The 19,524-nt window shown below is 70.0% G+C and carries 23 protein-coding genes and 1 riboswitch; of the genes, 16 read left to right on the plus strand and 7 right to left on the minus strand.

Features of this window, described 5'->3' with window-relative positions; translation table 11 throughout:
- Positions 1-23: 23 nt before the first annotated feature.
- A riboswitch (FMN riboswitch) is annotated at positions 24-196 on the plus strand.
- 124 nt (positions 197-320) lie between these two features.
- Genes ribD through ribH form a run of 4 tightly spaced genes read left to right on the plus strand, consistent with a single transcriptional unit; the run spans position 321 to position 3,734 of the window.
- Positions 321-1,406, plus strand: a complete 1,086-nt coding sequence (ribD, locus tag AB0E90_RS24455) for a bifunctional diaminohydroxyphosphoribosylaminopyrimidine deaminase/5-amino-6-(5-phosphoribosylamino)uracil reductase RibD (RefSeq protein ID WP_360409830.1) — start codon at positions 321-323, stop codon at positions 1,404-1,406.
- A gap of 11 nt (positions 1,407-1,417) precedes the next feature.
- Positions 1,418-2,017, plus strand: coding sequence for a riboflavin synthase (locus tag AB0E90_RS24460; protein WP_360409833.1), 600 nt, complete (start codon positions 1,418-1,420; stop codon positions 2,015-2,017).
- The gene (locus tag AB0E90_RS24465) at positions 2,010-3,215 is read left to right on the plus strand and encodes a bifunctional 3,4-dihydroxy-2-butanone-4-phosphate synthase/GTP cyclohydrolase II (protein WP_360409836.1); all 1,206 of its coding nucleotides are present in this window, start codon (positions 2,010-2,012) and stop codon (positions 3,213-3,215) included. Before AB0E90_RS24460 ends, AB0E90_RS24465 begins: the two co-directional genes overlap by 8 nt.
- Positions 3,216-3,260: 45 nt before the next feature.
- Complete coding sequence (gene ribH, locus AB0E90_RS24470) at positions 3,261-3,734, plus strand: 6,7-dimethyl-8-ribityllumazine synthase (protein ID WP_360409839.1); 474 nt, start codon at positions 3,261-3,263, stop codon at positions 3,732-3,734.
- Between the two features lie 5 nt (positions 3,735-3,739).
- On the opposite strand, the gene AB0E90_RS24475 is transcribed toward ribH, so the two are convergent.
- From AB0E90_RS24475 to AB0E90_RS24490, 4 genes are all read right to left on the minus strand, one after another.
- Complete coding sequence (locus tag AB0E90_RS24475; protein ID WP_360409842.1) at positions 3,740-4,201, minus strand: hypothetical protein; 462 nt, start codon at positions 4,199-4,201, stop codon at positions 3,740-3,742.
- Positions 4,202-4,330: 129 nt separating this feature from the next.
- Positions 4,331-5,071, minus strand: coding sequence for an amino acid ABC transporter ATP-binding protein (locus AB0E90_RS24480; RefSeq protein WP_360409845.1), 741 nt, complete (start codon positions 5,069-5,071; stop codon positions 4,331-4,333).
- Positions 5,071-5,841 carry an amino acid ABC transporter permease gene (locus AB0E90_RS24485; protein ID WP_360409848.1) on the minus strand — a complete coding sequence of 257 codons (771 nt, stop codon included), beginning with the start codon at positions 5,839-5,841 and terminating at the stop codon, positions 5,071-5,073. The genes AB0E90_RS24480 and AB0E90_RS24485 overlap by 1 nt, the downstream gene beginning before the upstream one ends.
- A gap of 71 nt (positions 5,842-5,912) precedes the next feature.
- Positions 5,913-6,785 (minus strand): ABC transporter substrate-binding protein, encoded by an 873-nt coding sequence (locus AB0E90_RS24490; RefSeq protein ID WP_360409851.1) that lies wholly within the window; start codon positions 6,783-6,785, stop codon positions 5,913-5,915.
- A 68-nt stretch (positions 6,786-6,853) separates the two neighbouring features.
- Here AB0E90_RS24490 and AB0E90_RS24495 point away from each other — a divergent pair, with 68 nt between their 5' ends.
- The 10 genes from AB0E90_RS24495 (at position 6,854) to pheT (ending at position 15,669) form a co-directional block, all read left to right on the plus strand.
- Positions 6,854-7,126: a phosphoribosyl-ATP diphosphatase gene (locus AB0E90_RS24495; protein ID WP_239133161.1), complete on the plus strand. Its 273-nt coding sequence runs from the start codon at positions 6,854-6,856 to the stop codon at positions 7,124-7,126.
- A 50-nt stretch (positions 7,127-7,176) separates the two neighbouring features.
- Positions 7,177-8,019: an ATP phosphoribosyltransferase gene (hisG, locus tag AB0E90_RS24500; RefSeq protein WP_360409855.1), complete on the plus strand. Its 843-nt coding sequence runs from the start codon at positions 7,177-7,179 to the stop codon at positions 8,017-8,019.
- Position 8,020: 1 nt separating this feature from the next.
- The gene (locus AB0E90_RS24505; RefSeq protein ID WP_360410169.1) at positions 8,021-8,473 is read left to right on the plus strand and encodes a PH domain-containing protein; all 453 of its coding nucleotides are present in this window, start codon (positions 8,021-8,023) and stop codon (positions 8,471-8,473) included.
- Between the two features lie 335 nt (positions 8,474-8,808).
- Positions 8,809-9,444 carry a translation initiation factor IF-3 gene (gene infC / locus AB0E90_RS24510; protein ID WP_360410172.1) on the plus strand — a complete coding sequence of 212 codons (636 nt, stop codon included), beginning with the start codon at positions 8,809-8,811 and terminating at the stop codon, positions 9,442-9,444.
- A 54-nt stretch (positions 9,445-9,498) separates the two neighbouring features.
- Complete coding sequence (rpmI, locus tag AB0E90_RS24515) at positions 9,499-9,693, plus strand: 50S ribosomal protein L35 (RefSeq protein ID WP_203797340.1); 195 nt, start codon at positions 9,499-9,501, stop codon at positions 9,691-9,693.
- Between the two features lie 39 nt (positions 9,694-9,732).
- On the plus strand, positions 9,733-10,125 hold the full coding sequence (rplT, locus tag AB0E90_RS24520; RefSeq protein ID WP_360409859.1) for a 50S ribosomal protein L20: 393 nt from the start codon (positions 9,733-9,735) through the stop codon (positions 10,123-10,125).
- Between the two features lie 86 nt (positions 10,126-10,211).
- The gene (locus AB0E90_RS24525) at positions 10,212-10,988 is read left to right on the plus strand and encodes an RNA methyltransferase (protein WP_360409862.1); all 777 of its coding nucleotides are present in this window, start codon (positions 10,212-10,214) and stop codon (positions 10,986-10,988) included.
- The gene (locus AB0E90_RS24530; RefSeq protein ID WP_360409865.1) at positions 10,988-11,980 is read left to right on the plus strand and encodes an alcohol dehydrogenase catalytic domain-containing protein; all 993 of its coding nucleotides are present in this window, start codon (positions 10,988-10,990) and stop codon (positions 11,978-11,980) included. The genes AB0E90_RS24525 and AB0E90_RS24530 overlap by 1 nt, the downstream gene beginning before the upstream one ends.
- Positions 11,981-12,128: 148 nt before the next feature.
- Positions 12,129-13,190 carry a phenylalanine--tRNA ligase subunit alpha gene (locus AB0E90_RS24535; protein ID WP_360410175.1) on the plus strand — a complete coding sequence of 354 codons (1,062 nt, stop codon included), beginning with the start codon at positions 12,129-12,131 and terminating at the stop codon, positions 13,188-13,190.
- A 4-nt stretch (positions 13,191-13,194) separates the two neighbouring features.
- The gene (pheT, locus tag AB0E90_RS24540) at positions 13,195-15,669 is read left to right on the plus strand and encodes a phenylalanine--tRNA ligase subunit beta (protein ID WP_360409868.1); all 2,475 of its coding nucleotides are present in this window, start codon (positions 13,195-13,197) and stop codon (positions 15,667-15,669) included.
- A gap of 22 nt (positions 15,670-15,691) precedes the next feature.
- On the opposite strand, the gene AB0E90_RS24545 is transcribed toward pheT, so the two are convergent.
- Positions 15,692-16,060, minus strand: coding sequence for a MerR family transcriptional regulator (locus AB0E90_RS24545; protein ID WP_360409871.1), 369 nt, complete (start codon positions 16,058-16,060; stop codon positions 15,692-15,694).
- A gap of 193 nt (positions 16,061-16,253) precedes the next feature.
- Between AB0E90_RS24545 and AB0E90_RS24550 the strand changes: the two genes are divergently transcribed.
- Complete coding sequence (locus AB0E90_RS24550) at positions 16,254-17,126, plus strand: DUF4143 domain-containing protein (RefSeq protein ID WP_360409874.1); 873 nt, start codon at positions 16,254-16,256, stop codon at positions 17,124-17,126.
- Positions 17,127-17,129: 3 nt separating this feature from the next.
- Here the strand turns inward: AB0E90_RS24550 and AB0E90_RS24555 are convergent, their stop codons facing one another.
- Positions 17,130-17,870, minus strand: coding sequence for a hypothetical protein (locus tag AB0E90_RS24555; RefSeq protein WP_360409877.1), 741 nt, complete (start codon positions 17,868-17,870; stop codon positions 17,130-17,132).
- A gap of 49 nt (positions 17,871-17,919) precedes the next feature.
- On the opposite strand from AB0E90_RS24555, the gene AB0E90_RS24560 reads away from it, so the two are divergent.
- Entirely contained in the window at positions 17,920-18,933 is a 1,014-nt protein-coding gene (locus tag AB0E90_RS24560) for an LLM class flavin-dependent oxidoreductase (protein ID WP_360409879.1), read from the plus strand.
- Here the strand turns inward: AB0E90_RS24560 and AB0E90_RS24565 are convergent.
- Complete coding sequence (locus AB0E90_RS24565) at positions 18,930-19,397, minus strand: hypothetical protein (protein WP_360409882.1); 468 nt, start codon at positions 19,395-19,397, stop codon at positions 18,930-18,932. The genes AB0E90_RS24560 and AB0E90_RS24565 overlap by 4 nt on opposite strands.
- Between the last annotated feature and the right edge of the window lie 127 nt (positions 19,398-19,524).

A 19,524-nucleotide genomic window follows, 5' to 3' on the forward strand; every position in this document is an offset into this window, starting at 1 on the left:
GTAAGACTCGGGGTTAACCCACCACGCGCTGGCGGGATCGGTGAAATTCCGAACCGGCGGTGATCCGAGGCGAAAGCTTCGGTAAGCCCGCGACCCGGACGCCTGACAAGGCGGCCGGTGGACCTGGTGAAACTCCAGGGCCGACGGTTGATCGAGCGAGAGTTCGGTCAGACAGTCCGGATGGGAGACAGCGCGCGGGATTGGACTCTGGGTGCTCCCAGAAGCCAAGGGTGCGCGCAGCGTACCCTTCTGTCCGATTCCTGGCGTTTCTCCCGCTCAACCTCAGCGCGTGACCGTGCCGCGCTGAGAGGACGAAGCGGATGGTGACCGAGGACGAGGCGATGCGCCGCGCGATTGCGCTGGCCGCGCGGGGCCTCGGCACGACCAGCCCCAACCCGGTGGTCGGTTGTCTGCTCCTCGACGCCGACGGCGAGATCGTCGGCGAGGGCTTCCACGCGTACGCCGGTGGGCCGCACGCCGAGATCGTCGCCCTCGCCCAGGCGGGGGAGCGGGCCCGCGGCGGCACCGCGCTGGTCACCCTCGAGCCGTGCAACCACACCGGCCGCACCGGTCCCTGCAGCCACGCGTTGATCAACTCGGGCGTCAACCGGGTGGTGATCGCGGTCGACGACCCGACGCCGGTGGCATCGGGCGGAGCGGTCACGTTGCGCGCCGCCGGGGTCCAGGTCGAGACGGGTGTCCGCCGTCGGGAGGCGGAGCAGGGCAACATTGCCTGGCTGACCGCGGTCCGGCGGGGCCGGCCCTACGTGACCTGGAAGTTCGCGGCAACGCTGGACGGGCGGTCGGCCGCCGCCGATGACACCAGCCAGTGGATCACCTCGGCGCCGGCCCGCGCCGACGTGCACCTGCTGCGCGGCACGATGGACGCGATCATGGTCGGCGCCGGCACCGTCGTCGCCGACGATCCGCAGCTCACCGTGCGCGACCTCAAGGACGGCACGCTTGCCATCAAGCAGCCCCTTCGGGTGGTGGTGGACTCTCATGGGCGTACACCTGAAAAAGCGCGAGTCCGCGACGTCGCCGCGCCCACCTGGATCGTCACCACCCGCGAGGTCGGCGCCGGGCCGGAGGGCCGCGTCGACCTGAACGCCCTGCTCCAGGCCCTGTTCGGCCGGGGCATCCGGTCGGTGTTGCTGGAGGGCGGCCCCACGCTGGCCGGTTCGTTCCTCGCCGCCGGCCTGGTCGACCAGGTGATCGGTTACGTGGCGCCGAAGCTGCTCGGCGCGGGCAAGGCCGCCCTGCTCGACGCGGGTGTCGCCACGATCAGCGACGCCATCGAACTTGATCTCACCGACATCGCGCAGATCGGTCCCGACCTGCGCTTCATCGCATCGCTCCGGACAAAGCCATCCGACCGCCCCGCCCACCACCCTTATTCGGAATGAGAGGCTCCTAAATGTTCACGGGCATAGTCGAGGAATTGGGCGAGGTAATTCGCCTCACCGACGCGGGCGGTGACTCGGCCGTCATCGCGGTACGCGGGCCGCTCGTCACGACCGACGCCAAGCACGGCGACTCGATCGCGGTCAACGGCGTCTGTCTCACCGTGATCGACAACGAGGACGGCGTCTTCACCGCCGACGTGATGGGCGAGACGCTGCGCCGGTCGTCGCTCGGCGCCCTCCAGGTCGGCAGCAACGTGAACCTCGAGCGGGCGGCCGCGCTCGGCGACCGCCTCGGCGGCCATCTCGTGCAGGGCCACGTCGACGGCGTCGGCAAACTGCTCAGCCGGGAGCCGGCCGATCAGTGGGAGGTCCTGCGCTTCGCCCTCCCCGCCGCCATTTCCCGGTACGTCGTGGAGAAAGGCTCGATCACCGTCGACGGGGTGTCGCTGACGGTCATGGCAGTGGACGACGAAACGTTCAGTGTCGGGCTGATCCCGACGACGCTGAAGCTGACCGTGCTGGGATCCAAAGCCGTGGGCGACCCGGTGAACCTCGAGGTCGACGTGATCGCCAAGTACGTCGAGAAGATGCTGGGAGCCCGCAATGTTTGAGGACATCGAACAAGCCATCAAGGACGTTGCCGACGGTCGCGCGGTGATCGTCGTCGACGACGAGGATCGCGAGAACGAGGGTGACCTGATCTTCGCGGCCGAGAAGGCGACGCCGGAGCTGGTCGCGTTCATGGTCCGCTACACGTCCGGCTACATCTGCGCGCCGATCACCGAGGAAGAGGCCGACCGCCTCGACCTGCCGCCGATGTACCACACCAACCAGGACCGTCGCGGCACCGCGTACGCGGTGGCGGTCGACGCGGCCGAGGGCGTGGCCACCGGCATCTCCGCCGCCGACCGGGCCCGTACGCTCCGGCTTCTGGCCTCGGCCGACACCCGCCCGACCGACCTCACCCGGCCCGGCCACGTCGTGCCGCTGCGGGCGAAGGCCGGCGGCGTGCTGCGCCGTCCCGGCCACACCGAGGCCGCCATCGATCTGGCCGTGCTGGCCGGTCTGCGCCCGGCCGGCGTGCTGTGCGAGATGGTCAACGACGACGGCACCATGCAGCGCCGCCCCGACCTGGAGAAGTTCGCGATCGAGCACGAGGTCACGATCATCACGATCGCCGACCTGGTGGCCTACCGCCGTTCGCTGGAGCAGACCGTCGAGCGGGTGGTGGAGACCAAGCTGCCGACCGAGCACGGCGACTTCACCGCGGTCGGCTACCGCGCCAAGGCCGACGGCGGCGAGCACGTGGCCCTGGTCTTCGGCGAGCTCGGCGACGGGCAGGACGTGCTGGTCCGGGTGCACTCGGAATGCCTGACCGGGGACGTCTTCGGCTCCAGGCGCTGCGACTGCGGCCCGCAGTTGGACGCGGCGCTGCAGCGGGTCGCCGAGGCGGGCCGGGGCGTGGTGCTCTACATGCGCGGGCACGAGGGCCGCGGCATCGGCCTGCTGCACAAGCTGCAGGCCTACCAGTTGCAGGACCGCGGCTTCGACACCGTCGACGCGAACCTCGAGCTGGGGCTGCCGGCCGACGCCCGCGACTACGGCACCGGGGCGCAGATCCTCTACGAGCTGGGCGTGCGCTCGATGACGCTGCTCACCAACAATCCGGCCAAGCGGGCCGGCCTGGAGGGCTACGGTCTGACCGTGCTCGGCCGGGAGGCGCTGCCGGTGCGGCTGTTCCCGGAGAACGTGCATTACCTGCGGACCAAGCGTGATCGGATGGGGCACCTGTTCGAGGCGTTGGGCTGACTCGCACTTCAGAAAAAGTGACAATGGCTGAAACAAGGGGGCGAAATGGCCGGCTTTGGTGACCCGCACATGGAGACCGTCGACGCCGCCGGGCTGCGTCTCGGCATCGTCGGTGCGCGCTGGCACACCGAACTGATCGACCACATGATCGAGCGGGCGAAGGCCGCAGCCGAGGCGTGCGGTGTGACGGACGTGATCATCCACCGGGTGGCCGGCACCGTCGAACTGCCGGTCGTCGCGCAGGCCATGGCCAAGCGGTGCGACGCGGTGGTCGCGATCGGCGTGGTGATCAAGGGCGAGACCGAGCATTTCGAGTACGTCTGTGACTCGGTCACCACCGGTCTCACCCGGGTCGCCCTCGACGAGCGCACCCCGGTGGCGCACGGCGTGCTGACCGTGCACAGCCTCGGCCAGGCCCGCGACCGGGCCGGCCTGGAGGACTCGATCGAGGACAAGGGTTGGCAGAGCACGGTGGCAGCGCTGGACGCCGCCCTCGTGCTGCGCGAACTCAAGTCCTGACCGGCTCAGCGACGCAGCACCACCAGACGGGCCCGGTCGTCCTCGGCCGCGATGCCGAGGCCGGTCGCGGCCTGCAGTTCGGCCGCGATGCGCGCCCGGCCGGGCTGGAACGACAATCCACCGCCGGTGGCGACGGCCCGCATCCGCACCGAGCGAGGCACGCCGTTGCAGAGGATCTCGGCGCCGCCCCGGCCGACCGCGACATGCGCGCCGGCCCGCTGCGCGAGCGACACGCCGACCCGGGCCGGCGCTCCCGGCGGGCAGATCGCCACATAATGCACGTCGACGATGGTTCCCCCGGGGAGCACCGTGGCCGATTCGAGGCGTAAGCCAAAACGGGCCACCGCGCTTCCCGGCGGAGCGACGGCCGCGTTTCCCGGCGGAGCGGCGGCCGCGCTTCCCGGCGGTGTGCCGGCGGCGGTTACGAACAGGAACGCGATCGCGAACATGGCGATGCGCAGGCGCATGGGACTGCCCTCCCGTGGGCCCGGGAGCCGCCTGCCCCAGCAGCGGTATCACCCCCGTGCCCGCCGGGACACCATGGCAGCCGCCCGCCGCCCGCGGGGGTGACCGTCCGTGATCCGACCCGGCGAGGATTACAGCCGGCCGGCCTCGATGATCCGGGCCACGAACTGGCGGGTGCGGGCCTCGATCGGGTCGCCGAGCACCTGCGCGGGCGGTCCCTGCTCCAGCACCCGGCCCTTGTCGAGGAACGCCACCCGGTCGGCTACCTGACGGGCGAAGCCCATCTCGTGGGTGGCCAGGACCATCGTCATGCCGTCGCCCTTGAGGTCGCGGATCATCGTGAGCACCTCGCCGACCAGCTCCGGGTCGAGCGCCGAGGTGACCTCGTCGAGCAGCAGCAGGCGCGGGTTGTTGATCAGCGCCCGGACGATCGCGACGCGCTGCTGCTGGCCCCCGCTGAGCCGATCGGGATAACTGCCGGCCTTGTCGGCCAGCCCGACCCGCTCGAGCCACTCCATCGCCTGCGCCTTCGCCTCGGCGATCGGGCGGCCGTGCACCTTGGTCGGGGCGAGGGTGATGTTGTCGAGCACGGTCATGTGCGGAAACAGGTTGTAGCTCTGAAAGACCAGACCGATCTTCTGCCGTACGACGTCGGGGTCGACCCGCGGATCGGTGATGTCCTCGCCGTCCAGCGTGATCGTGCCGTCGTCGATCTCGGTGAGCAGGTTGACGCAGCGCAGCAGCGTCGACTTGCCCGAGCCGGAGGCGCCGATCAGCGCGATCACCTCGTGCTCGTCGACGGTCAGGTCGAGCCCGTCGAGAACCAGGCTGTCGTTGAACGTCTTGCGGACGTCGGTGCAGGTGAGAACCATCAGGTCCCCGCATTCTGGCGTCGGGCGGCCCGCAGAGTCACCCAGTCGGTGATGCCGATCAGCGGCAGGGCAAGAAGAACGAAGAGCACACCCGCGACGATGTACGGCGTGAAGTTGTAGCTGCCGGCCTGACTGATCTGGGCCGCCCGGATCGCGTCGACCGGCCCGGCCAGGGAGATCAGCCCGACGTCCTTCTGCATCGACACGACGTCGTTGAGCAGCGGCGGGGCGGCCCGGCGCACCGCCTGCGGCAGCACCACGTGACGCATCGCCCGGCGGTAGTTCAGCCCGAGCGAGCGGGCCGCCGCCATCTGGCTGGGGTGCACCGACTCGATGCCGCCCCGCAGCACCTCGGCGATGTACGCCCCGTAGGTGATCGTGATGGCGGCGCCGCCGAGCACGGTCACGCTGGGCGTCCCCTGCAGGCGCAGACCCGGGACGCCGTACGCGAACAGGTAGATCGTGATGATCAGCGGCAGGCCGCGGAGAGTGTAGGTGTAGCCGGTCGCCAGCGCCCGTACCGGGAAGAACACCGGCCCGCGCAGGGTGCGCAGCACCGCGATCAGCAGTCCGAGCGCGACCGCGCAGGTCGCGCAGACGACGAACAGCCGGAGGTTGAGCCAGAGCCCGTCCAGGATGGCGGGCAGCGCTTTCCGGCCGAGATCGACCCGGAAGAACGACTGCTTGACCCGCTGCCAGCCCGGCGCGCCGGTGATCAGCACGCCGAGCAACGTGCCGAGGACCGCCGTGGACAGGGCCGCGAGCAGCACGGAGCGGATCGCCTTCCGGCGCCGGAAGGCGATCCGTCCTAGCTGAACGTCACTCGGCTGGGGTAACCCGCTCACTGGAGCTCGGGAGCCCCGCCCGTGCTGGCCAGCCACTGCTTCTCCAGCACCGCGAGGGTGCCGTCCTGGCGCAGCTGGTCGACTGCGGTGCTGACGCAGGTGGTCAGCGACGAGCCCTTGTCGAGCACGAGGCCGAACTGCTCGGGGGTGCCGACCGAGGCGAGCTGGCCGACGATGATGCCGCCGTCGAGCTCGGCCGAGGTCATGTAGAACGCGGTCGGCAGGTCCACCACGATGCCGTCGACGGTCTTGTTGACCAGGGCCGCCTTGGCGTCGTCGTTGTTGTTGAAGACCGACGGCTGGGCCGATGGCTTGATCACGTCGGTGATGGCCTGGTAGCTCGTCGTGCCGACCTGGGCGCCGAGCTTGGCGTCCTTCAGATCGGCGAGCGACTTGGCGTTCGCGATCTTCGAGCCCTTGATCGTGATCACGGTCTGCTTGACGAGGTAGTACGGCGAGGAGAAATCGACGGCCTGCTTGCGCTCGTCGGTGATCGAGAACTCGTTGATATCGAAGTCGTACGACTTCGGGCCGGGCGCGATGGCGTTGTTGAACGTCACAGAGACCCAGGTCACGTTTTCGGCCGAATAGCCCAGTCGCTGCGCCACCTGATAGGCGACGGCCGACTCGAATCCCTTGCCGTTGCTGGGCTTGTTATCGCTGAACCACGGCTCGTAGACCGGGTTGTCGGTGCCGATCGTGATCTTGCCGGCGGTCTTCGTGGCCAACGTCGAAGGCGTGCAGACGTTGGTAGAAGCGCTGGCAGAGGGGGTTGTGGCGGTGGTCTCGTCGGCGGGAGCGCAGGCCGCGAGGGCGGCGAGAGCGAGAGCAGCGCCACCACTGGTGAGGAGGGTGTTTCGGGTGACCATGACGGCGAGCCTAGGGCACGTCTCACCTGCTGGGGGCGTTCGTATCGATCCCGTGATGACTTGTCACAATGGCGGCCGTGAAGACGTTCGAAGAGCTGTTCGCCGAGCTTCGGGAGAAGGCGGAGACGCGCCCCGAGGGCTCGTCCACCGTTGTGGCCCTGGAGCGAGGGGTCCACTTCATCGGGAAGAAGGTCGTCGAGGAGGCGGCCGAGTCCTGGATGGCCGCCGAGCACGAGGGCCCCGAGCGGGCCGCGGAGGAGATCTCCCAGCTGCTCTATCAAGCTCAGGTCCTGATGATCGCGACCGGTCTCGACCTCGAGGATGTGTACCGACATCTCTGACGTGCGGTTGTGAAACCCATCCGGATTTCAGGCACGAAGGAGCACGTCCGATGCTGCGCATCGCCATTCCCAACAAAGGCACGCTGTCCCAGCCCGCCTCGCAGATGCTCAAGGACGCCGGCTACCGCCAGCGCACCGACCCGAAAGACCTGATCTGCCGCGACGAGCCCAACAACGTCGAGTTCTTCTACCTGCGCCCGCGGGACATCGCCACCTACGTCGGCTCCGGCGACCTCGATCTCGGCATCACCGGCCGGGACCTGCTGGTCGATTCCGGTGTCGCCGCCGAGGAGATGGTCGACCTGGCGTTCGGTGGAGCGACGTTCCGCTGGGCGGCCCCGCCCGGCACGATCGCCTCGGCCGCCGAGGTCGGCGGCCGGCGCATTGCCACCGCGTACCCCGGCGTGGTCTCGCGGTATCTGGCCGAGAACGACCTGAAAGCCGATGTCGTACGCCTGGACGGCGCCGTGGAGAACGCGGTCCGCCTCGGGGTGGCCGATCTGATCGCCGACGTGGTGGAGACCGGCGCGACCCTGCGTCAGGCCGGCCTCGTCACGCTCGGCGAGCCGCTGCTGCGCTCGTCGGCGATCCTGATCGGCCGGCCCGGCAACGCGCCGGCCGGTGTCGCCCAGCTCATCCGCCGGCTGCAGGGCGTGCTGGTGGCCCGCAGCTACGTGATGCTGGCCTACGACGTACCGGCCGAGCTGCTGGAGAACGCGACCGCGCTGACCCCGGGCATCGAGTCGCCGACGGTGTCGCCGCTGCACCGGGAGGGCTGGGTCGCGGTCGAGGCGATGGTCAAGCGGGCCGAGGTGCACCGGGTCATGGACGAGCTCTACGAGCTCGGGGCCAGGGCCATCCTGGTCACCGATATCGCCAACTGCCGGCTGTAGGCTGAGCCGCGTGGAGACGGTGACATATCGGCCGCGCAAGATTCGCTGGGTCGCTGGTTCGCTGGCGGGCGGCGTGGTGGTGCTCTTCACCGTGATCAGCTTCGGCCTGCACGGGTCGAGCGGCTTCGAGAACTCAGGGCAGTTCGAGCGCGGCGACCAGACCGCCATGATCGGCCTGGGCATTCTGCTCGGGCTGGGCATCCTGGCGTTCTGCCGGCCGCGGGTGATCGCCGACGCCGACCACATCCGCATCCGCAACGTGGTGGGCGGCTACGACCTGCCCTGGTCGGTGGTGCGGGCGGTGCGCTTCGACCGCAACTCGCCGTGGGCGCAACTGGAGCTGGCCGACGACGAGCAGGTGTCGATCCACGCGCTGCAGGCGGCCGACAAGGACTACGCGGTCGAGGGAGTGCGCGCACTCCGGGCCCTCCATTCGGCCGCCGTCAAGGCCTGATAGACTTCCCGGCAGTCGACCACGTCTCCGGTTTGCCGGAGGCGCGAAAGAGGAGCCCGCTGGTTCCCACCCGCCGTCATCAAGACGTCGGGTCCGGTCACCCGGATCGGCCTGATCTTCAAGGAGATTTGGTCCGATCTCGGGGAGCGCTCCTCAAGAGCGCCGATGACCGGTCGAGCGGGCCCTGGCATGCGCTGATTCAGGCGCAACACCGGGGCCTTCTGCTTTCCCGGCGCCCCGTACCAGGGGATGCGCTGGGGCCGACCGACATTGGCAACGCCTCCGCGGGTGGGACCGCGGCGGCGTGGAAAAGTAAACCGTTCTGAGGAGGCCCCATCAGCGTCGAACCACGCGTTAACGAACAGATCCGGGCACGTGAGGTCCGTCTGGTCGGCCCGGAAGGTGAGCAGGTGGGCATCGTCCCGCTCGAGCGCGCCCTCCAGCTGGCTGCGGATGTTGACCTGGACCTGGTCGAGGTTGCTCCGATGGCGCGGCCGCCGGTGTGCAAGCTCATGGACTTCGGCAAGTTCAAGTACGAGAGCGCACTGAAGGCACGCGAAGCGCGGCGCAACCAGCAGCAGACCGTCATCAAGGAAATGAAGCTCCGCCCGAAGATCGACCCGCACGACTACGAGACCAAAAAGGGCCACGTGGTGCGGTTCCTCAAGGCGGGCGACAAGGTCAAGGTGACGATCATGTTCCGCGGTCGTGAGCAGAGCCGCCCCGAGCTGGGTTTCCGGCTCCTGCGCCGGCTCAGCGAGGAGATCTCGGAACTGGGCTTCGTAGAGGCCAGTCCGAAGCAGGACGGCCGCAACATGATCATGGTTTTGGCCCCTCACCGGGCTACCAAGGCAGCCGCAGCTGCGACGATCGCGGCCAACGCACGCCCGCCGCGGGAGCCGCGCGAGGGCGATGGTGCCGAGAGTGCCGAGGCACCGGCGGCCGAGGTCGTCGACACCACCGCAGAGTAGTCAAGCTTTTCCGCCCGGCCCCGGCCGGGCGGAAAGATCAGAAAGAGGCTTCAAGTGCCGAAGTTCAAGCCCCACACCGGTACCGGCAAGCGGGTGAAGGTAACCGGCAAGGGCAAGCTCCTGACCGAGCAGGCCGGCAAGCGTCACCTGCTGGAGGGCAAGTCCTCCAAGGTCACTCGTCGGATGACGGGCACGGTCACCGTGGCCAAGGCCGACACCAAGCGCATCAAGAAGTTGCTGGGCCGCTGACGCGCGCGCCACATACGTTCCCCTGTTAGGAGTACTGAAATGGCACGCGTCAAGCGGGCTGTAAATGCCCAGAAGAAGCGCCGTACCCTGCTCGAATCGGCCAGCGGGTACCGCGGACAGCGTTCGCGGCTGTACCGCAAGGCCAAGGAGCAGGTGCTGCACTCGATGCAGTACGCGTACCGCGACCGCCGTGACCGCAAGGGCGACTTCCGCCAGCTGTGGATCACGCGCATCAACGCGGCCGCTCGTGCGAACGGCATGACCTACAACCGCCTCATCCAGGGCCTCCGGCTCGCGGAGATCGAGGTGGACCGCAAGATCCTGGCCGACCTGGCCGTCAACGACGCCGCCGCCTTCGCGGCCATCGTCGAGGTCGCGCGGGCTGCCGTCGTGGCCGAGGGCACCGGCGGCGCTTCCGCCCAGGCTGCCTGATTCACGAATCGAAGTTGGGACGCCCTCCGAGTATCGGGGGGCGTCCTGCTTTTCGCGCCCGAGTCCCGGAACGGTCGGCGTTTTCGATGACTTTTACGACTCGTACTCCTCGAATTGTCGCGGCCCGGCGTCTGCAGCGCCGTAGGGATCGCGATCAGAGCAGGCGATTTCTGGCCGAAGGGCCGCAGGCCGTGCGCGAGGCGCTCGCCGCGGGGGTGGTGCTCGAGCTGTTCGGCACCGAGGCCGCGCTGAACCGGCACGGCGATCTCGCGCTGCTCGCGCCGAGTGTCTCCGCGGTCGACGACGACGCGATCGAGGCGCTCACCGAGACCGTGCAGCCGCAAGGCATCGTCGCGGTCTGCGAGCAGATGGACGTGACGCTGAGTGCGGCGCTCGCCAAGCGACCACGGCTGGTGGCGGTGGTGGCGGAGATCCGTGACCCCGGTAACGCCGGGACGGTCCTGCGGACCGCTGACGCGGCCGGCGCGAGCGCGGTGATCTTCGCGGGCGACGCGGTCGATCCCTTCAACGGCAAATGCGTACGCGCGTCGGCGGGCTCGCTGTTTCATGTAGATGTGGTGCGGACCGATCTCTCCTTGCTCGACGACCTGCGGGATTTCGGGCTGCAGACGCTCGCGACCAGCGGATCCGGCGCGGATGACCTTGATTCGCTGATGGACGACGGGGTGCTCGAGGCGCCGACCGCGTGGATCTTCGGGTCGGAGGCGCACGGGCTGCCGCGCGAGGTGCTCGACGCGGCCGACCGGCGGGTGCGGGTGCCGATCTACGGCGGCGCGGAGAGCCTGAACCTGGCCGCCGCGGCCGCCGTCTGCCTGTTCGCCTCGGCGCGGGCACAACGCTGATGCGCGCCCTGGTCTACGACGCTGTCGGCGCGCCGGTCGCGATGCGGCAGATCCCCGAGCCGGTGCTGCCGCCGGACGGCGCGATCGTCGAGGTCCGGGCGACCGGGGTGTGCCGATCGGACTGGCACGCCTGGCGCGGTCATGACCCGGTGTCATTGCCGCACGTGCCCGGTCATGAGTTCGCCGGGGTCGTCTCGGCGCTGGGGCGTGACGTCGACGGCTTCGCGGTGGGTGACCGGGTCACGGCGCCGTTCGTCAACGGGTGCGGGCAGTGCGACTACTGCCGGTCCGGCAACGCTCAGGTGTGCCCGGACCAGACACAGCCCGGCTTCACCCATCCGGGATCGTTCGCCGAACGGGTGGTGGTGCGCGCGGCCGGCACCAACCTGGTGCGGCTGCCGGACGAGATCGACTTCGTCGGCGCGGCCGCGCTCGGCTGCCGGTTCGCGACCGCGTTCCGGGCGCTGCGCGGAGAGCTGCCGGCGAACGCCACCGTCGCGGTCTACGGCTGCGGGGGAGTGGGGCTCTCGGCCGTGATGATCGCGGTGGCGCTGGGCGCGCGCGTGCTCGCGGTGGACCCGTCACCGGCTGCTCGCTCGGCGGCCGCCGACCTCGGCGCGGTGCCGAAGACCGAGATCGTCGGCGAGGCGGACGTGGCGATCGACGCGTACGGCTCGGCGGCCACCGCGATGGCCTCGGTGCGCAGCCTGCGCCGCCGCGGCCGGCACGTGCAGGTCGGCCTGATGCTGGGCGGCGAGGCCCGCGCGCCGCTGCCGTGGGACCTCGTCGTCGCGCACGAGCTGGAGATCTTCGGCTCGCACGGGATGGCCGCGGCCGACTACCCGGCCATGCTCGACCTGGTCGTCGCGGGCAAGCTGAACCCGCGGCGCCTGGTCGGCTCGACCATCCCGCTGGCCGAGGCCGGCGACGCGCTCATGCGGATGGACGATCCGGTGGCCCGCGCCGGAGGCATCGTGGTGGCGGTATGCTGACGGCGTGTCAGGTCCGATGATGCTGTTTATCCGGCCCGCTGGTCGCGGGCGCCGGATCTGACTTCTGCGCGCTTCTCCCTGACCGGCGGGCTGCGGCTCAGCCGCTCTCCGTAGACTGCCCCGTGGCATTTCCGGTGTGAGGGAGACCATGTCCTACCGCAACGATCCGTACGATCCGAAGCAAGCCGTCCTGCTGTCGCCTGACTCGCTTTCCGAAGCCGTCGCGGCCGCTGAGAGCGCGTTTGCCGCCGCGTCCGATCTGGACGGGCTGGGTGCGCTGAAGCCGGCTCACCTGGGCGACCGCTCGCCGGTCTCGCTCGCCCGCCGGGAGATCGGTTCCCTGCCGCCGGCCGCGAAGTCCGACGCCGGTAAGCGGGTCAACGAGGCCCGCCAGGCGATCCAGGGCGCGTTCGATGCCCGCCACGCCGCGCTCGAGGTCGAGCAGGCCGCGAAGGTGCTGGTCGAGGAGCGTGTCGACGTCACCCTCCCGTGGGACCGGCGGCCCCGCGGTGCCCGGCACCCGCTGACCACGCTGATGGAGCACATGGGCGACCTGTTCGCCGGCATGGGCTACGACGTGGTGGAGGGCCCCGAGCTGGAGCTCGAGTGGGCCAACTTCGACGCGCTCAGCATCGGGCCGGACAACCCGGTGCGCGGCACCATGGACACGTTCTACGTGGATTTGCCCGGCCTGGTGCTGCGCACGCACACGTCGCCCGGCCAGGTGCGCACCATGCTCACCCGGCAGCCGCCGATCTACGTGGTCTGCCCCGGCCGGACCTACCGCTCGGACGAGCTGGACGCCACGCACAGCCCGGTCTTCCACCAGATCGAGGGTCTGGTCGTCGACGAGGGCATCACGATGGCCCACCTGCGCGGCACCCTCGACCACTTCGCCAAGGCGATGTTCGGGCCGGACGCGCGCACCCGCTGGCGGCCGCACTACTTCCCGTTCACCGAGCCGTCCGCCGAGTTCGACGTGTGGTTCGCTCATCACCGGGACGGGCCGCGCTGGGTCGAGTGGGGTGGCTGCGGCATGGTCAACCCGCGGGTCCTGGTGGCCTGCGGCATCGACCCCGACCGGTACTCGGGCTTCGCGTTCGGCATGGGCGTCGACCGCACCCTGATGTTCCGCAACGGCGTGGGCGACATGCGCGACCTGGTCGAGGGCGACGCGCGCTTCACCGTGAACTTCGGCATGGAGGTCTGAGGCGATGAAGACTTCGCTTTCCTGGCTGCGTGACTACGTCTCGCTGCCCGCCGGCCTCTCGACGGAAGAACTCGACGATGCGCTGACCAACCTCGGCATGGAGGTCGAGTCGATCGTCGACCAGGCTGCCACCGTCCAGGGTGACCTGGTCGTCGGCAAGGTGCTGACCATCGAGGAGCTGACCGGCTTCAAGAAGCCGATCCGGTTCTGCACGGTCGACGTCGGCCGCGGCGCCCCGCAGGAGATCGTCTGCGGCGCCCGCAACTTCGCGGTCGATGACCTCGTTGTCGTCATCCTCCCGGGCGGTGAGCTGCCGGGCGGGTTCAAGATCGGCGCGCGGAAGACCTACGGTCGCAACTCGAACGGCATGATCTGCTCGGCCGCCGAGCTCGGGCTGGGCAGTGACCACTCCGGCATCATCGTGCTGCCCACCGGCACGCCCGGTGCGGACGCCCGCCCGCTGGTCGGGCTGGACGACGTCGTGGTCGACGTGGAGATCACGCCGGACCGGGGCTACGAGATGAGCCTGCGCGGGCTCGCGCGCGAATTGTCGTACAGCTTCGAGGCCGCGTACACCGACCCCGCTCTGATCGCGGCGGCCGCCGGCACGGCCGATGTGCCGCACGCCGTGACCGTCGAGGACACCGTCGGCTGCGACCGGTTCTCGGCCCGGGTGGTGCGCGGCATCGATCCGAACGCGCCGTCGCCCGACTGGATGCAGCGCCGCCTCGTCGCGGCCGGCATCCGCACCATCTCGCTGCCGGTCGACATCACCAACTACCTGATGCTCGAGCTCGGCCAGCCGATGCACGTGTTCGATCTCGGCCGGCTCAGCGGCTCCCTCGTGGTCCGCCGCAGCCGGCCCGGCGAGAAGCTGACCACCCTCGACGGCGTGGCCCGCGTGCTCGACGCCGAGGACATGGTGATCTGCGACGACACCGGCCCGATCTCGCTCGCCGCGGTGATGGGCGGCGAGACCAGCGAGTGGCAGCCGGACACCGTTGACGTGCTGCTCGAGGCCGCGCACTGGGACCCGATCATGGTGGGTCGCACCGCGCGGCGGCACAAGCTGTTCAGCGAGGCGGCCAAGCGCTGGGAGCGGGGCGTCGACCCTGGCCTCACCCTGGTCGCGCTGGAGCGGGCGGTGCAGATCCTGACCGCGCACGCCGGCGGCACCGTCGACGAGCGGGTCCTCGACCTCGACCACCGCACTCATCCCTCGGTGATCCTGCTCGACCCGGCACTTCCGGGGCAGCGGGTCGGCGTGCCGTACCCGGCTTCCCAGGTGGTGGAGCTGCTCGAAAAGGTCGGCTGCACGGTCACCGGCGTGGAGCCGCTCGAGGTCACCCCGCCGAGCTGGCGGCCCGACCTGGTCGCCCCGATCGACCTGGTCGAGGAGGTGGCCCGGCTCGCCGGTTACAACGACATCCCGAGCCTGCTGCCGCCGGCCCGCGGTGGCAGCGGCATCACGGCCGCCCAGCGTCGCCGGCGCACGGTCGGCCGGGCGATGGCCGAGAGCGGCTACGTCGAGGTGCTGTCCTACCCGTTCGTGGCGCCCGCCCTCGCCGACGCGCTCGGCTACGCCACCGACGACCCGCGGCGTAGCGCGGTGCGGCTGACCAACCCGCTGTCCGAGGAGGAGCCGCTGCTGCGCACGTCGCTGCTGGCGCCCCTGCTCGGCGTCACCCTCCGGCGCAACCTCAGCCGCGGCCTGCGCGACCTGGCGCTGTACGAGATCGGCACGGTGTTCCTGCCGTCCGGGTCGACCACCCCGCCGCCCGTCATGGGCGTCGACCGGCGGCCCACCGACGCCGAGTGGGACGCGGCCAACGCGTTCGTGCCGGCCCAGCCGTGGCACCTCGCCGCCGTGCTGACCGGCGAGTTCGCCCCGTCCGGCTGGTGGGGCGCCGGTCGCGCCGCGATCTGGGCGGACGCCATCGCGGCGGCCCGGGTCGCGCTGTCGGCCGCGGGCATCGCCGACGCGCGCGTCACCGTCGCCGCGGCTGCGCAGACCCCGTGGCATCCGGGCCGGTGCGCGGCCGTCTCGGTGGACGGCACGGTCATCGGGTACGCCGGCGAGCTGCACCCGGCCGTGGTGTCGGCGCTCGACCTGCCCAAGCGGACGGTCGCCATGGAACTCGACCTGAGCGCCATCCCGGCCGCCCCGGTCGTGGAGGGCATCCGGATCTCGGCGTTCCCACCGGCGCTGATCGACGTGGCACTCGTGCTCGACCGCACGGTTCCGGCCGCCGAGGTCGAGGCGGCGCTGGCGTCCGGCGCGGGCGAGCTGCTCGAGTCGGTCGCGCTGTTCGACGTGTACGAATCGGATCAGCTCGGCGAGGGCAAGCGGTCCCTCGCGTACAAGCTGATCTTCCGTGCCCCGGACCGCACACTGACCTCCGAGGAGGCCCTGGCGGCCCGGGACGCCGCGGTCGCCGCGGTCGCCGCCCGGCACGGCGCGACGCTGCGCGGAGCGTGACGGCCGGTCACCGGCCCGCAGTTCAGTCCTGTGGGCCGGTGACCGACCGGTAGTAGGCGATCTTGCCGCGGATGTGCGCGCGCTGCCGCAACAGCGTGTCGATCCGCTCCTCGACCTCCCGGTCGTGCTCCTCGAGCAGCGCGATCCGATCGGGAATCGACTCCTCTTCCCGGCTCAACTCGGCGAACTCGAGCATCCGCGCGATCGGCATGCCGGTGTCACGCAGGCACCGCAGCATCTCCAGCCAGCCCACGTCGTCATCGCGGTACTGCCGCCGCCCGCCGGACGTGCGCGGCACATCCTCGAGCAGCCCGATCTTCTCGTAGTAACGCAGCGTGTCCAGGCTGAACCCGGTCTTCTCAACGACCTGTCCGGGGGTATAGGTGGGCATGCCCGTCAGGCTACGCGTCGAGCAGCGGCCGACTGACCACGAGCCAAGCGGCCAGATCACCACGTAGACAGCGGCCAGGTGACCACGAAGGGCATGGCCAGATGACCACTGATCATGGTTCTGGGTCGACATCCTGACCGGCTCGTCGCGGATCCTGGCCCTGCGCACGCTCCCGGACGCTCTGCCCGGCCGGATGGAGATCATCGAGCTTTGGCCGTTCTCGCAGGGCGAGATCGCGGGCGAGCCCGATCGCTTCGTGGACGCCGCCTTCCAGCACGGCCCGGGCCTGAGCCACACTTCCGCGCTGCGCCGGAAGGACTATCTGGAGCGCGCGGTAGCGGGTGGATTTCCCGAGGCCGTGCGTCGCGTTCCTCGTCGCCGAGCCGCCTTCTTCGACTCGTACCTCACGACGCTCATCGAGCGTGACGTACTGGAGATCTCCAGCATCGAGCGCCGCGGCGAGTTGATGAAGCTGCTCGCTCTGCTGGCCGCCGGCGCGGCGCATCTGCTGGTCCCCGGGACGTTGGCCGGCCAGTCCAGCATTCCGCGCAGCACGCTGGTGCGCTATCTGGAGCTGCTGTCCTCGGTCTTCCTGATCAAGACCATCCCGGCCTGGTCATCCGATCTGACCCGGCGGGCCATCGGCACGCCGAAGCTGGCCGTGGTCGACACCGGAGTGGCCTGTCACCTCATCGGGCAGGACTCGGTGCGCCTCAACGAGCCCGGTGGAGCCGCCGGGCAGATCATCGAGAACCTCGTCCTGATGGAACTGGCCCGGCAGCTCACCTGGTCGCAGGAGCGGGCGTCGCTCCGTCACTACCGCACGAAGGACGGCGTCGAGGTGGATGCCGTGCTGCAGACGCCCGACGGCCGGGTCATCGGGGTGGAGGTGAAGGCCGGATCAAACGTCCGCACCGAAGACCTGCGCGGACTGCGCCAACTGGCCGACCTGCTCGGCGACCGGTTCATCGCCGGCTACGTGCTCTATGCCGGACAGCAGACGCTTCCGTTCGGCGAGAAGATCCGGGCTCTTCCGCTCGATGCGTTGTGGCGGCTTGCTCCCTGACGGTCAGGCGATCTGGACCGGGGTGCCGTTGGGTGGGGCGCCGAAGCGTTCGGCGGCGTTGCCGCCGCGCAGGAGCAGTTCGTAGAACGGGCTGTCCCAGCCTGAGCTGCCGGGGGCGAACGACATCGTGCCCGACGGGACGGCGAAGACTCCGTCGCTCACCACTGCCTCGGCTTCCGTCTCGCCGATGCGGACCCGGACCGTGGCGCCGACCGGGGCCGGTGGCTCGTGCCAGGACGTTTTCAGGTTGCCGTAGCCGTCGGTCCAAACCACCGACCGGGGCGGCGGGGGTGGGACGGTCAGCTCGGCGCCGAGCAGGTCGTTGCCGCGGGCCAGGTCGGCGACGGCGGCCGGGAACACGTCGCGGGAGCGGAACTGGGAGCCGGCGTCGGCGACCTTGACCGCGCGGATCGGGCGCTCCAGGAACGACATGCTGAAACCGGCGGCCACGCCCACCACCAGCACGCCCGAGGGCAGGCGGCACGCGGACAGCGGTTCGCCGGCGTTGTCGGTGCGCGCGTCGTCCTCGTCGGTGCGGGGCGCTACGTTCGCGTACACAATCCGGTTTGATGGTCCGTCGCCGAAGGCGAGTTGAGCGACGCAGAAGCCGGCGCCGACGGTGTCGAACGGGCGCACCGGCACCTCGGTCGTCTCGGCGTGCCGCATCAGTTTGGCGAAGCGTTGCCGCACCTCGGCGAACGCGAGGTCGCCGGCCCCGTAGTCGGCGACGATCGTGATCAACATATGGGTAGGTTATCGGCATGTGAGCAGGCGCCGTGACACTCTGGATCTCATGCGGGACGAACCACTTCGCCAACTCGGCTTCCTCACCATCGGGCTGTTCGATCCGGAAAATCCCCGGGCCGGCCACGAGTCGACCTTGGAAATCATCAAGCTGGGGGAGGACCTCGGCTTCGACAGCGCCTGGGTGCGCCACCGGCACCTGCAGTACGGCATCTCCTCGCCGGTCGCGGTGCTCGCCGCCGCCTCGCAGCGCACCTCGCGGATCGGCCTGGGCGCCGCCGTCATCCCGCTGGGCTGGGAAAACCCGCTGCGCCTGGCGGAAGATCTGGCCACCGTCGACGTGCTGTCCGGCGGCCGGCTCAACCCGGGCGTCAGCGTCGGCCCACCCATGCAATGGGACAAGGTCAAAACCGCGCTCTATCCGCACACGGCCGACGCGGAAGACTTCAGCTACGGCCGGGTGGAAAAACTGCTTGCTTATGTACGCGGTGAGCCCGCCACCGACTTCGCCGGCAACGAGGGCTTCGAGGTCTTCTCCAACCGGATCGAGCCGCACGCGCCGGGACTGGGCAGCCGGATGTGGTACGGCGGGGCCAGCCTGCGGTCGGCGCAGTGGGCCGGCGAGAACCGGATGAACTTCCTGACCAGCAGCGTCGTCAAGGCCGAGGAGGCGGAGGACTTCGCCGAGATCCAGCTCTCGCACATCCGCACGTTCCGCGCCCACCACCCCGACGGCGAGAAGGCCCGGGTGTCCCAGGGCCTGGTGGTGATCCCCACCGACTCGGCAACTTCCGATCAAAAGGCCCGCTATCAGGCGTACGTCGAGAAGCGCACCCCCCGTACCGCCGCCCCGCAGGGACCGGCGCGGATGCTCTTCTCGATCGACTACGTCGGCAGCTCCGAGCAGATCGCCGAGAGGCTGCACGCCCACGCGGCGTTCCGTGAGGTGGACGAGGTCGCGTTCGCGCTGCCGTTCAGCTTCGAGCACGACGACTACGTGCAGATCCTCACCGACATCGCCACCAAGCTCGGGCCGGCGCTCGGCTGGAAGGCTTCGGTCTAAAGAGCCGGCACACTCGCCGGCTGCCCGTCGACCAGGTCGGCGACCGGGATCAGGGCGGCCGGCTTGCCGGACATCAGCACCAGGGTGGTGGTCGGGGCGGGCGTTCCGGTGTCCTGGGCGGCCATGCTCCGCAGCCTGGCGACCTCGGCGGCGGACACGGTGACCTTGCCGTCTTTGCGGGTGGCCCGGACGTCGCCGAGGGGGCCGTTGAGCACCAGGCACAGTTTCCGGTCGCCCTGCTCGGCGTAGTAGGTGTCCGCGTCGCACATGCCGATCACCCGGCCGACCAGGCCCGGGGCCTTGGTCACCTCGGTGGAGATGCCGTCGTTCACCGCATACACGGTCAGTTCGTGGTCGCCCGGGAGCAGCAGCGGATCCCGTACCACCGCAAGTGCCGCGGTCGCGCCCAGCGCGACCAGCACGACCGCCCCGGCCACCCACGGCCATCTGCGTTTTTTCGCCATGGCAGAGACCCTATGGACGCTCGCCGGGCCGGCGCCTGAGCCTTTGTACTCAGCGGAGGTACGGCTAGCACTACCCCCGAAAAGGGTGCCTGCGGTAGGGACTTCCGGCGCCGCCCCGAATAGCGTT

This window comes from Actinoplanes sp. NPDC026619, assembly GCF_040638295.1.
Taxonomy (GTDB): domain Bacteria; phylum Actinomycetota; class Actinomycetes; order Mycobacteriales; family Micromonosporaceae; genus Actinoplanes.